Raw genomic sequence first — 13,110 nt, forward strand, 5'->3', positions numbered from 1 at the left:
TCAGCTCTGATTTCGACAGGCCGTAAACAAGGGGAACCAGATGGCTTACAACAATCCCGACGAGCTGCTCGTCAAGTACGGGACGCTCGACGAGATGACCACCGCGCTCGGCAACGAGGCGAAGCGCGTGGAGGAGTGCCTCAAAGCACTCCAGACTGCCGTGATCAAGGTGGCCGAGGGCTGGGAAGGCACCGCCAAGGAGACCTTCGACGGCGAGATGAGGCGCTGGGACAATGACGCCCAGGCGATCCACAACGCCCTCAAGGAGCTCGGCGGCATCATCGGCCGTGCCGGCGGTGACTACATGGCCGGCGACAAGAAGGCGGCCAGCTACTTCCAGTAGGAAGTCATTCGCTGACGTCGAAGGGGTGGGCACGCGCGGGAGGTGCCCACCCCTTCGACGTGCGCGGCATCAGAGCGCGGGGCCGAAGATGAGAATCACCGGCTTGTCCGCATCGGGCACCTCGCCCTTCTTGTTCTTCGGCGGCCTCTCCATCATGTTTTCCGAGAGGAACAGCCGACCGTGCTCGTACAGCGCTTCGCTGCGGTAGACGTCGTTCAGCATCCCGTCGTCGTCACCCTTGGGGTAGATCATGAGCACCTTCTGCTCGCCGGTCGCGGGATCCAGGCTCAGGATCACGCCGGTGTGAGCGAAGCTGCGCTGCGCGATGACCTTGTCCCCGCTCATCCGGAGGGGCGCCAGAGGAGCGAGCGGCCTGGCCGGGAACCTCTTGCCTCTGATCTTCCCCGTGTCGAGGTCGAACCCGACGATTTCATTGGCAGGGCTATCGAGGTCGAGCGCGTCCCCCTCTTTCGTACCCAGGTAGAGAGTGTCGCGGGTGGCGGCGTAGCCCCGGCACTGCTCCATTCCCGGTCCGCAGCGCACGCGGTACTTTCCGTCTTCCAGGCGGATCAAAGAGCGCAGTTTTCCGTTGTCGTCCAGGGCGACGATATCCGTCGTCAGGGCATCACCGGCCGAGAGTCCGAGCAGGGTCGGCTCGGTGGACAGGACTTCCACCTGCTTGATTCCCGGCGAGACGCGGTACGTCCACTCCGCTTCTCCAGTGAGGGGGTTGAGTTTCTGCGCTTTCACCACCGGAGCGTCATAGTCGCCGCAGTGCGCAATCGCCACGAGCTCCGGCCCGCCGCCGAAATCCGTATCGCGGCAGGTCGAGGCCGCATTCTTGGTCCACCGCTGCTTACCGGTGGCCAGGTCGAAGGCCGAAGATCCTTCCACCCAGGTCACCGCCGCCACGCCCTGGCTGACGGTCACCCCGAGCATGAAGGGCGGAGATCCCTCTGCCTGCTCGATGTGCTTGCGCCAGAGCTGCTTTCCCGTATTGACATCGAAGGCAATGACTTCCGCGCAGGACTCCTCCGCCGGCGCGGTACCGAACTTCTCCTCGGTCACCACTGCGGTCATTCCACCGAAGGTGACGTGGCGAGATGCGGCGCAGATCTCCCCGGGAAGCTGAAGACGCCATTTCTGCTTGGCGTTTTTCGCGTGGTGCCCGTAGACAGCACCTCCGTCGCTCTTGGCGTAGGTGTCCTTCGTCGCCCACGAGCCCGGTGTGCGGGCAGTGACCCCCGGCGGAATATCGTCGCCCGGGACCATCTCTGCGATGAGCTCCCCCTCCGGAGTCTTCGGCTCCTTCTCCACCGTGGTGACGACATCTCCGGCTTTCGGCGCAGAAGCGGCGGACTTGCCGTCGTCCCCGCTCCCGCTCCCGGGCCAGAGAAACCAGCCGGTGCCGGCCAGTACCGCCAGGGCGACGGCCACGACCGTCACCACGAGAACGGATCTGCGTCTCGATGCTCTGCGCCGCCCTGCTACGGATTCGGTGAAGGGGGAAGGCGGCGGCCCGAACCCTTGTGGGGGTGTCGGAGGCGGAGGCGACGAGAGCGTCATGGGATCCCCGTTCAATCGGCAGTTCGGACCTTCGAAAGGCCACGCATTTGCGGCAGTTGATGATGTGACCGATGGCGAACTCGGCGACCGGCCGCGCCCTACTATGCCTGCCTCTTCAAGGTGGGAGGGCGTCGGGGTCAAGCGTCCCGATTGCAATTCGGGCGGGAGGTGAGCGCGTCATGCGCACGCGATCCAGGTCACTCGCCGGAACGGGTGGATCTGATCCGTTTGTGCGGCGTCGCCTGGTTACGTGCCGGGCGTGGCCGGGGTGGGTGTGGGCAGGACGTGACGTACGGGACAGTCGAGAGTGGGCTGTCCGGCCTGCCGTACTGACGGTCTTGATAGTTAGGCTGGGGGCGGAGACGTATCAGAACCTGTGCGCGGGTCGGGTGCGTCCCAGGGGGAGAGCCGGGATCGGACGATGGCGGCTGTATCGGCGATACGAGTCGCCCCACCACGGCACGCAGGGTGCTAGACCACACCAGGAGGCATTGTGAACAGCGATCGGGACGGGATCCACGGGGGCTGGAACACACCCGTCGATGATCAGTCCGACGCGGAGTCCGTCGAGATGACGGGCGAGTTCACCATCGACTACACGCCCCCTGCTTGGTACACGCAGAATGCTGCGGGCTCCGGCGGTGCGAGCGGTGCGAGTGCGTCGACCGGTGATGTGTCCGCTTCCGCGCCGGGGCACGGTGGGTTCTCCGCCACGCCTCCCCCGCCGCCTTCCGGTTATCCCGTGGCTGTGCCGGGGCTGCCCGAGGGGGGCGGGTTCCAGCCTGCGTCTCCGTCCGCTGAGCCCTCGGTGCCCGTCGAGCCCCAGGTGCCTGTCGCGCCCGCCGAGCCGGAGGTCCCCGCTGCGCCGGTCGCCTCTGCGTCCGCGGATCAGGAGGGAGCCGGGTCCGGTGGGAACGGTGATCTCGAGAGTGGCGCCACCATGCGGTTCTCCTCTGCTTCTCTGAAGCGGGAGATCGAGGAGCGGGCGGCTGCCGCCAAGGCCGCTGTGGATTCGATCGGTGTGCCCTCCAGTGGCGACGGTTCCTCTTCCGGTGACGCAGGCACAGATGCGGCCGCGGATGCGGATACGGATGCCACGGCTGGTGCGGACGGTGAAGGGGCGGAGTCTGCCGCGGTCGCGCCCACCGATGGCGACCTCGACGTGCAGGATTCCGTGCCGGCGGGTGCAGAGGCCGAGTCCGAGGTCGAGGCCGCTCAGGATGGCTCCGCTGAAGGCGGAGAGAGTGGTGCCGGTGAGGGCGAGGCCGGCTCAGGCGATGCGGACGTGACCGCGGAGGCAGATGCACCGGAGACGGATGCAGGTGCGGATGCGGAAGCGGAAGCGGGTGCCGACGAAGTGCAGGACGCCGTTCCCGCGCCTGCCGCCGAGGCCCAGTCGGCCGGGCAGGCCTGGGCTGCCGCGCCCGGCGGCGAAGGTGGGCTGCCGCCGTTGCCGCCCGCGTACCAGCCGGCCGCCGCCGACGGTGTGCCGCAGGCCCCGGCCGCTGCTCCGCAGTGGCCCGCCCCGCAGCAGCCCGTACAGGAGACGCCTCCCGGCTGGCCCGCACCGGCCGCGCCGCAGCAGCCGGTGCCCGGCCCCGCCTCGGAGGTGCCGTCGCCAGCCGGTGGCCAAGCCGCCGGCTACGGCTTCCCGCAGCCCGGCACCCCGCAGGCCACGCCGCCCAACGCCCAGCCCCCGCAGCCCGGTTACGGATTCCCGCACCCCGGCGCGCCGGGTCAGCCCCCGGCGCCCGCGGGCGGCTACGGGTTCCCGCACCCTGCCGCACCCGCGAACTCGCCCGCACCGACCGGCGCGCCCCAGCACCCCCCGGCCGCCCCCGGCTCCGGCTACGGCTTCCCCCAGCCGACCCCCGGTCAGCCCGCCCCCGGTCAGCAGGCCCCCGCGCACCAGGCACCTGGAGCCCCGGTGCCGGGTCAGCCGGTCCCAGGCGCCATGCCCGCCGCGCCCGCCACCCCCGGCTCACCGGCCGCTCCCCCGGCGCCCAACCCCAACCTCCCGGCCCCGATCGCGAACCAGCAGCCCCAGCCCTACCAGTCCCACCCCGGCGGCCTGCCCGCCGAGGGTCAGGCGGCCACCCCGGGCCAGCCCCACCCCGGCCAACCGCACCCCGGGCAGCCCGTGCCCAACCCCGCCCAGTCCGCCCCCGTCCAGCCCGCCGACCCCCGCGCCGGGGCCGCCTGGCCGCAGCCGGTGACGCATGACCAGCGGGAGCGGCAGGTGACCGGTGGTGCGCCGCTCGGGTACACGGCCGCCGTCGAGCTGTCCTCGGACCGGCTGATCAACAAGAAGCAGAAGACGAAGAGCAGCCGCCAGCCGGGTGCCGCCTCGCGCTTCAAGCTCGGTGCGAAGAAGGAAGAGGCCGAGCGGCAGCGGAAGTTGGATCTGATCCGGACTCCCGTTCTTTCCTGCTACCGGATCGCCGTCATCTCGCTCAAGGGCGGTGTCGGCAAGACGACGACCACGACGGCCCTGGGTGCCACGCTCGCCACCGAGCGGCAGGACAAGATCCTCGCGATCGACGCCAACCCGGACGCCGGTACGCTCGGCCGCCGCGTGCGCAGGGAGACCGGGGCGACGATCCGGGACCTCGTGCAGGCGATCCCGTATCTCAACTCCTACATGGACATCCGGCGGTTCACCTCCCAGGCGCCCTCCGGGCTCGAGATCATCGCCAACGACGTGGACCCGGCGGTCTCGACGACCTTCAACGACGAGGACTACCGGCGCGCGATCGACGTGCTCGGCAAGCAGTACCCGATCATCCTGACGGACTCGGGTACGGGTCTGCTCTACAGCGCCATGCGTGGAGTGCTCGATCTGGCCGACCAGTTGATCATCATCTCGACGCCTTCCGTGGACGGGGCGAGCTCCGCGTCCACCACGCTCGACTGGCTGTCCGCGCATGGTTACGCCGACCTCGTCTCGCGGTCGATCACGGTCATCTCGGGGGTCCGTGAGACCGGCAAGATGATCAAGGTCGACGACATCGTGCAGCACTTCGAGACCCGCTGCCGCGGTGTGGTCGTGGTGCCCTTCGACGAGCACCTGTCGGCCGGCGCCGAGGTCGACCTCGACATGATGCGGCCGCGTACGCGCGAGGCGTACTTCACGCTCTCCGCCATGGTCGCGGAGGACTTCGCGCGCGCGCAGCAGGAGCAGGGCCTGTGGACGCAGAACGGGACGGGCATGCCCCCGCATGTCGCCCCGCCGATGCCCGGCCAGCAGCAGCCGGTGCCGGGACAGCAGCCCATGCCCGGTCAGCAGCCCATGCCGGGTCAGCCCCTGCCGGGTCAGCCCATGCCCATGCCGCAGCAGGGCCAGCCCTACCCGCAGCAGCCCCAGCCCCCGCAGCAGTACGGAGCCCAGCAGCCGTATCCGCAGCAGCAGCCCCCGCAGGCCGCAGGGCCCAACTCCGCCGGCGTACCCCAGGGTTGGCAGCAGCCCGCACCGCCGGCGGCACCCGCACCCGCGGCACCCGCCCAGCCCGCGGCCCCCACGCCGCCCGCCGCCCCCGGTGCCCTGCCGCCCGCCCAGCCGCAGCAGCCGGGCGGGGACCTTCAGGGCCCCGTGCCGCCGGGAGGGATGCCGCCCCAGGCGTGATCCGCCCCCGGAGGGCAGCTGCTCGCGAGCGTCCACCCCCAACAATCGGCCCCCTAGCGGGCCCTGAAAGACCGTCACAAGCCGAACGGCCGTGCAAACCGACGTCGATCCGACGTCCGGAAGCTGCACGGCCGTTCGGCGTTCCCGGGCACTTTCACGTGACTAGACCAATGCCGTTCCCGAGGCCCCCAACTCCCCACCCCTTCAAGGTCGTTCCCGCAGGCCAACCCCCCTACGGCGACCGTTGACATGTTTAGACCACCGCTGATAGACACACAGACCACTCAGACACTTCGGCGCTTGTTCCTGCCGTTTCCATGCGAGCGATGACGCGAGGTCACCGACCCATGAACGTAAGAGATCAGCACGACCCGCAGTCCGAATCCCCACCGCAGAACCGGCGCCGGCGCCGGACCCTGTTCGCCTCCGGTGTCGCCGCGCTCGCCCTGACGGCAGGTCTCGCCGCAGCGCCCGCGGCGCCCGCCGCCCCGGCCGACGCACCGCAGGCCGTGGCCCCCGCCAAGGCCGGCGGCAAGACCCTCACCGTCGCGCTCGCGCAGAGCGTGGACTCGCTGAGCCCGTTCCTGGCCCAGCGCCTGGTCAGTACGAGCATCCACCGGCTCATGTACGAGTACCTGACCAACTACGACCCCAAGGACAACAAGACCATTCCGGGCTTCGCCACGGAGTGGAAGTCCTCGGCGGACAAGCTCACGTGGACGTACACGATCCGCGACGACTCCACGTGGTCGGACGGCAAGAAGGCCACCGCCAAGGACGCGGCCTTCACGTTCAACAAGATGATGACCGACGACAACGCCGCCCAGGCGAACGGCAGTTTCGTCGCGAACTTCAAGAAGGTCAGCGCGCCCAGCGACACCGAGCTCGTGATCGAGCTCAAGAAGCCGCAGGCGACGATGACCGCCCTCGACGTCCCGATCGTGCCCGAGCACATCTGGAAGGACGTCAAGGACTACTCGAAGTTCAACAACGACGAGAAGTTCCCGATCGTCGGCAACGGTCCGTTCGTGCTCACGGACTACAAGACCGACCAGTACGTGAAGCTCAAGGCCAACAAGAAGTTCTGGCGCGGTGCGCCGAAGTTCGACGAGCTGGTCTTCCGCACGTACAAGGACCAGGACGCCGCGGTGGCCGCGCTCAGGAAGGGCGAGGTGTCCTTCGTCGCCGGCGCCCCCGCGCTGACGCCCGCTCAGGCGGCAAGCCTCAAGGGTCAGAAGAACATCAAGGTCAACGAGGGTCCGGGCCGCCGGTTCTTCGCCATCGCCACCAACCCGGGTGCGCGCACCAAGGGCGGCGAGAAGTTCGGCGACGGTCACCCCGCGCTGCTCGACCAGAAGGTGCGCCAGGCGCTGTTCCTCGCGGTCGACCGCAAGACCATCGTCGACAAGGTCTTCCAGGGGCACGCCGTGGAGGGCGCGGGCTACATCCCGCCGCGCTTCAAGGACTACTTCTGGGAGCCGAGCGACAGCCAGAAGCTGGCGTACGACCCGGAGCGGGCGGCCAAGCTGCTCGACGAGGCCGGCTACCCGAAGAAGGGGGACAAGCGCGTCGGCAAGGACGGCAAGCCGCTGGACTTCCGGATCCTGTGCCACGCCACCGACCCCAACGACAAGGCCATCGGCAAGTACCTGAAGGAGTGGTGGGGCGACCTCGGCATCGGCCTGGAGGTCCAGTGCCTCGACGACGTCTCCGTCCCCTGGTACGCGGGTGAGTACGACCTCGCCTTCGACGGCTGGTCGGTGAACCCGGACCCGGACTTCGTGCTCGGCATCCACACCTGCGCGGCGCTGCCGGAGAAGGCCAAGGAGAGCGCGGCCACCGACAACTTCATCTGCGACAAGAAGTTCGACGAGCTCTACCAGAAGCAGCTCGCCGAATACGACCCGGCCAAGCGGGCCGCCACCGTCAAGGACATGCAGTCCTGGCTGTACGACTCGGGCTACATGAACATCATCGCGTACCCGAACGCGGTCGAGGCGTACCGCACGGACCACATCAAGTCCATCAAGACGATGCCCGAGGCCTCCGGCAACATCTATGGCCAGGACGGGTATTGGAGCTGGTGGTCGGCGGTGCCGGCGAGCGCCGGCAGCGGTGGTGCGAGCGGTGGCGACGGAGGTGACGACTCCGGCTCCACCGGCGTCGTGATCGGTGTCGTCGTCGGTGTGCTCGTGCTCGGCGGTGCCGTGTTCCTGTTCTCGCGGCGGCGCGCGGCCACGGCCGACGACCGCGAGTAATCGCCAGCGCCCCTCGGGGTCCGCACGAGTAACGAGAGTCCCATGACAGCTGAGAGCACTCCGGCGCTCGTGCACAGCGCGGAAGCCGACGGCCTGGCAGATGCCGGGCCGTCGGCCGGCCGCGGACCACGCGCGCGCAACACCAAGGCGTACCTGCGCTATGCGGCGACGAAGATCCTGGGGGCAGCGGTCTCCCTGTTCGCCGTGCTCGTCACGAGCTTCTTCCTCTTCCGCCTGATTCCCTCCGACCCCGTCAAGCACATGACGGGTGGGCGCCCGATCTCCAGCGAGCAACTGGAGAACCTGCGCCGGGAGTTCGGCCTCGACCAGCCCATGTGGCAGCAGTTCCTGGACTACATCGGGGACGCCCTGACCGGCGACTTCGGGATGTCGTACCAGTTCCACGCACCGGTGATGGAGAAGATCACGGCGGCGCTCCCGGCGACGCTGCTGCTCACCGGCACCGCGTACATCCTCTTCACCGCGCTCGGCCTGTGGCTCGGGACGCGGACGGCCTGGAAGCACGGCGGCAAGGGCGACCGCTTCAACAGCGCCCTCGCGCTGACCCTGTACTCCGTGCCGTCGTTCTGGCTCGGCCTGCTGCTCATCATCGTCTTCTCGGTCGGTGTCGGGCCCATCCCGGGGCTCTTCCCGACCGGCGGTCTGGAGTCCGGCGGCGAGACCGGTTTCGCGTACGTCGTCGACGTGGCGCACCACATGATCCTGCCGGTGATCACCCTGGTCGCCGTGGGCTATGCGCAGACGCTCCTTGTCATGCGCTCCTCGCTGCTCGACGAGATGGGCAGCGACTACCTGACGACCGCGCGCGCCAAGGGACTTCGCGACGATGTCGTACGGCGCCGGCATGCCGTGCCGAACGCGCTCCTGCCCACCTTCACGCTGATGTTCGTGAACCTCGGCCATGTGGTCGCCGGGCAGATCCTGGTCGAGACGGTGTTCTCGTGGCCGGGGCTCGGCGGTCTCTTCTACGAGGCGCTCGCCGGTCCCGATCTGCCGCTGGTGCAGGCCCTGTTCTTCTTCTGGGCGGCCGCGGTGATCCTGGCCAACACCCTTGCCGATGTGCTGTATCCGCTGCTCGATCCCCGGGTGGGCCGATGACCGCAGAACCTCCGATGACCACACAGCCGCCGAGGACGGCGGAGCCGCCGGCCAAGGCCGCCGCGGCAAGGAGCCCACGCGCGCTCAAGGCCGCGCGCATGCGCCAGTCCTTCGTCCGCTTCTGGAAGGAGTACCGCACCCACCGCAGCGGCCTGTGGGGCCTGGGCGCCCTGGTGCTCATCGCCCTGATCGCACTGGCCGCTCCCCTGCTCGTGGGCGCCGACTCGGAGTCCGTGACCGACGCCCCGGGCCTGCCGATGGAGGATCCGAGCGGTGAATTCCCGCTCGGCACCGACCAGTTCGGGCGCAGCGTGCTCGCCCTGCTGGTGTGGGGTGCGCGGGTGTCCCTCACGGTCGGTCTGCTCGCCGCGTTCCTGTGCGTGGCGATCGGCACGCTCGTCGGGATCGTGGCGGGCCACTTCAAGGGCTGGTTCGCCACCGTCCTCATGCGGATCACCGACTGGTTCCTGGTGATGCCGACGCTGGTGCTCGCCATCGCGCTCGCGACCGTGATGGACCGCTCGATGTGGACGGTGATCCTCGCGATCGGCGTCACCACGTGGCCGACCACGGCCCGGCTCGTCCGTGCCCAGACCCTCGCCGTGGAGTCGCGCCCGTACATCGAAAGGGCCCGCGCGCTGGGCGGCGGGCACGGGCACATCATGCTGCGGCACGTCCTGCCGAACGTGATGCCCCTCGTCCTCGCCCAGACCACGCTCGTCATCTCCAGCGCGATCCTCACCGAGTCCACGCTGGCCTTCCTCGGTCTGAGCGATCCCACGATCACCTCGTGGGGCGGCATGCTCCAGGACGCGCGCGAGGCGGGCGCGGTCAGCGCCGGACACTGGTGGTATCTCGCACCGCCCGGACTCGCGATCGCCGCGGTGGCGCTGGCGTTCACGCTGTGCGGACGAGCGGTCGAGTCGGTTCTCAATCCCAGGCTGGGGGTGGCCCGTTGAGCCTCTTGGAGGTACGTGACCTCACTGTCACGTATGCGAACGGCGCCCGGGCCGTACGCGGCGTCGATCTGACCGTGGAGGCCGGGCAGAAGCTCGGCATCGCGGGCGAGTCGGGCTGCGGCAAGTCCACACTCGCGCTCGCGCTGCTGCGGCTCCTTCCCGCCGGCACCGAGGTGACCGGGCAGATCCTGCTGAACGGCGAGGACGTCCTCGGCATGAAGTGGGGCCGGCTGCGGGCCGTGCGCTGGGCGGGCGCCTCGATCGTCTTCCAGGGCGCGATGCACTCGCTGAACGCGGTGCACCGGATCGGCGACCAGATCGCCGAGCCGATCGTCCTGCACAAGACGGCCCCGGCCGGGAAGGTCAAGGCACGCGTGGCCGAACTCCTGGAGCACGTGGGCCTGCCGGCCGCGCGCGCCCAGGCCTACCCGCACGAACTCTCCGGCGGACAGCGACAGCGCGTGATGATCGCGATGGCGCTGGCCTGCGCCCCCGACCTGATCATCGCGGACGAGCCGACGACCGCCCTCGACGTGATGATCCAGGCGCAGATCCTGCGGCTGATCGAGCAGTTGGTGGCCGAGCAGGACCTCGGCCTGGTGATGATCAGCCACGACCTGGCGGTGCTCGCGGACACCTGCGACCGCCTGACGGTCATGTACGCGGGCCGCGTGGTCGAGGAAGGCCCTGCCCGGCAGGTGTACGAGGCCGCGCAGCACCCGTATGGGAAGGCGCTGTCGGCGGCGTTCCCGCGGATCGGCGACCCGTCCTCGCGCTTCGCGCCGCAGGGCCTGCCCGGCGACCCGCCCGACCCCTCCGACCTGCCGACGGGCTGCACCTTCCACCCGCGGTGCCCGGTCGCCCTGGACATCTGCTCCTCCCGGGACCAAGTCCTGGTCGACGCGGGTGAGTTGTGGCGGGCGGCCTGTGTGCATGTACGGGGAGCGGAGGCGTCGTCGGTGCCGGACACGGCGGACGCGCCGGCGCCGGGGGGCGCATCGGATCCGGACCCGGCCGCCGCCCCGGCGAACGAAGCCGACTCTGCGGGCGCCTCCGGCGCCTCGGTGGGGAGTGAACGATGAGTGCGTTGCTGAGTGCCTCGGGCCTCCAGGTGACCTTCCCCGGCCGGCGGGGCGCCCCGGAAGCCCGGGCCGTCGACGGAGTCGACCTCGACATCAAGCGCGGCGAGATCGTGGCGCTGGTCGGCGAGTCGGGCTGCGGCAAGACGACGCTGGCGCGCTCGCTGCTCGGCCTGGTCCCGCCGACCTCCGGCCAAGTCCTCTTCGACGGCTCCCCGTTGACGTATCGCGGCAAGGCCCTGAAGGCCTACCGCAAGCGGGCCCAGCTGGTGCTCCAGGACCCGAGCGGTTCGCTCAACCCGCGGCACACGGTGTACGACGCGGTGGCGGAAGGCCTGCGTATCCACGGATACACGGGCGACGAGCGCGAGGCCGTGGCGAACGCCCTGTCACGGGCCGGGCTGCGGCCCCCCGAGCGGTTCTTCCTGCGCTATCCGCACGAACTGTCCGGCGGTCAGCGCCAGCGCGTCGTCATCGCGGGCGCCCTGGTCCTCGACCCCGAACTGATCGTCGCGGACGAGCCGGTGGCGTCCCTGGACGCCTCCGTGCGCGGCGAGATCCTGGCGCTGCTGCTCTCCCTGCGCGCCGACCTCGGCCTCTCGGCCCTGGTCGTCACGCACGACCTGGGGCTCGCGTGGAACATCGCGGACCGGGTCGCGGTGATGTACCTGGGCCGGATCGTGGAGACAGGCACGGTGGAGGAGGTCCTCACCTCACCCCAACACCCGTACACCCAGGCCCTGTTGTCCGTACTCCCGGAGGCCCCGGGCGACCCGGTGGTCCTCACGGGCGAGCCCCCGGACCCGTCCCGCATCCCGGGCGGCTGCCGTTTCCATGCACGCTGCCAGGTCCTGGACTCCGGCGAGGCGGAGCGGGCCGGGGTGGCCGGGGACTGCCGCAGGACGGTGCTGCCGGTGCTTTCGGGGGGTGGGGAGCGGCAGGTGGCTTGTCATTGGGCAAGCGCCAAGGTGCGCGGCTGAGGTTGTCTGCGTACTCCACCGCCGATGGAGATACGCAGGCTCCGACGCTGCCCGTCGGCCCGATCCGGAACCCGGCGGGCAGCACCCGCCACAGCCCGCCCCCTTGCCCGCCACGCCCCTCTAGTAGGCTCACGGCGCTCGATCCGACGGGGGCTGGGAGTGGTTGCACATGCAGAGCGGGCACGGGGCGGAGAGCCGGGCAGAAAGCGGGACGGGTGTCCAGCAGGTCGGGCCCTACGTCGTCCTCGCGGCGCTCGATGCGATGAAGGGCGCGGGTCACAGGTATCCGCCGCCAGCCGTCCGCCGCATCGGCCGTACGCCCGACGGCGAGCGCACCGTCCTCCTCAGCAGCCCGCTTCCCGGGAGTGACCCCGCACGCTTCCTGGCCGAGGCGGACGCCTCGCGCTATCTGGTGGGGCGGTGGGTGCTGCCGGCCGCCGAGTTGGCGCCTGCCGGCCACGGAGTCTGGCACGCCGTCCCGTATCTGCCGGTACTGCCGCTGCCCGTCGCGCTCACACTCCATGCTGGTCCGTTGCCCGAGCGAACGGTGCGCGCCCTCGGTGTCGCGCTGGCCGAGTCCCTCTCCGTGATCCACGGGCAGGACCTCACGCACGCGGGCGTCTCACCCGCCTCCGTCCTCCTCGCCCACGACGGCCCCCGCCTCGGCGGATACGGCGCTGTGCGTGCCGCCAGGCCGGATGGAGCACCGGATGGCGGCCTTACCGGGATCGACCACAGCGTTCTCGCGCCCGAGCAGGTGGCGGGCGAGACGCCGCAGCCCATGGGCGACGTATACGCGCTGGGGGCGACACTCGCCTTCGCCGCCACCGGGAGCACATCGCCGGAGCGGGAGGAACTGCCGGGCTGGCTCCGGTCCGCCGTGACACTGTGCCTGGCGCGCGACCCCGCAGCACGCATGCAACTCGCCGATCTCATAAGGGAGCTGGCCGACGACGACCCGGGCTCGGTACAGCAGCCGGCCGGGTTCGGGGCCCCCGACCGCGCCACCGGACTGCTCACCCCTGGCTGGCTGCCTCCTCGCATCGGCGCCGCGCTGGCCCACCAGGCCGCTTCCGTGCTCGGCGCCGAGGCGGCCTCGGGGGCCGGTACGGCGGCGGCACGGGCAACAGCCGTTCCGGCATCCGCGTAAGCCCGGTGTCGACATCCCCGATGCCCGTACCCGC

The 13,110-nt window shown here is 70.2% G+C and carries 9 protein-coding genes; 8 read left to right on the plus strand and 1 reads right to left on the minus strand.

The annotated features are described in order from the left end of the window. The first annotated feature begins 40 nt into the window (after positions 1–40). Positions 41–343, plus strand: a complete 303-nt coding sequence (locus BLT97_RS06710; RefSeq protein ID WP_093607842.1) for a WXG100 family type VII secretion target — start codon at positions 41–43, stop codon at positions 341–343. A gap of 69 nt (positions 344–412) precedes the next feature. Here the strand turns inward: BLT97_RS06710 and BLT97_RS06715 are convergent, their stop codons facing one another. Then, positions 413–1,780, minus strand: coding sequence for an outer membrane protein assembly factor BamB family protein (locus BLT97_RS06715; RefSeq protein WP_176953680.1), 1,368 nt, complete (start codon positions 1,778–1,780; stop codon positions 413–415). A gap of 622 nt (positions 1,781–2,402) precedes the next feature. Here BLT97_RS06715 and BLT97_RS06720 point away from each other — a divergent pair. The 7 genes from BLT97_RS06720 to BLT97_RS06750 all read left to right on the plus strand — a co-directional run bounded on the left by BLT97_RS06720 (position 2,403) and on the right by BLT97_RS06750 (position 13,076). Then, positions 2,403–5,531: an SCO5717 family growth-regulating ATPase gene (locus BLT97_RS06720; RefSeq protein WP_093607844.1), complete on the plus strand. Its 3,129-nt coding sequence runs from the start codon at positions 2,403–2,405 to the stop codon at positions 5,529–5,531. 347 nt (positions 5,532–5,878) lie between these two features. Next, on the plus strand, positions 5,879–7,789 hold the full coding sequence (locus BLT97_RS06725; protein WP_093607845.1) for an ABC transporter substrate-binding protein: 1,911 nt from the start codon (positions 5,879–5,881) through the stop codon (positions 7,787–7,789). 42 nt (positions 7,790–7,831) lie between these two features. Continuing rightward, a complete protein-coding gene (locus tag BLT97_RS06730; RefSeq protein ID WP_093607846.1) occupies positions 7,832–8,908 on the plus strand; it encodes an ABC transporter permease in 1,077 nt (358 codons plus the stop codon). A gap of 14 nt (positions 8,909–8,922) precedes the next feature. Next, positions 8,923–9,867 carry an ABC transporter permease gene (locus BLT97_RS06735; RefSeq protein WP_093607847.1) on the plus strand — a complete coding sequence of 315 codons (945 nt, stop codon included), beginning with the start codon at positions 8,923–8,925 and terminating at the stop codon, positions 9,865–9,867. Continuing rightward, complete coding sequence (locus tag BLT97_RS06740) at positions 9,864–10,949, plus strand: ABC transporter ATP-binding protein (RefSeq protein ID WP_093607848.1); 1,086 nt, start codon at positions 9,864–9,866, stop codon at positions 10,947–10,949. Before BLT97_RS06735 ends, BLT97_RS06740 begins: the two co-directional genes overlap by 4 nt. Beyond that, positions 10,946–11,926, plus strand: a complete 981-nt coding sequence (locus BLT97_RS06745; RefSeq protein ID WP_093607849.1) for an ABC transporter ATP-binding protein — start codon at positions 10,946–10,948, stop codon at positions 11,924–11,926. The genes BLT97_RS06740 and BLT97_RS06745 overlap by 4 nt, the downstream gene beginning before the upstream one ends. Positions 11,927–12,095: 169 nt before the next feature. After that, on the plus strand, positions 12,096–13,076 hold the full coding sequence (locus BLT97_RS06750; protein ID WP_176953682.1) for a protein kinase family protein: 981 nt from the start codon (positions 12,096–12,098) through the stop codon (positions 13,074–13,076). Positions 13,077–13,110: the final 34 nt, after the last annotated feature.

Source organism: Streptomyces indicus (genome assembly GCF_900100315.1).
Lineage (GTDB): Bacteria > Actinomycetota > Actinomycetes > Streptomycetales > Streptomycetaceae > Streptomyces > Streptomyces indicus.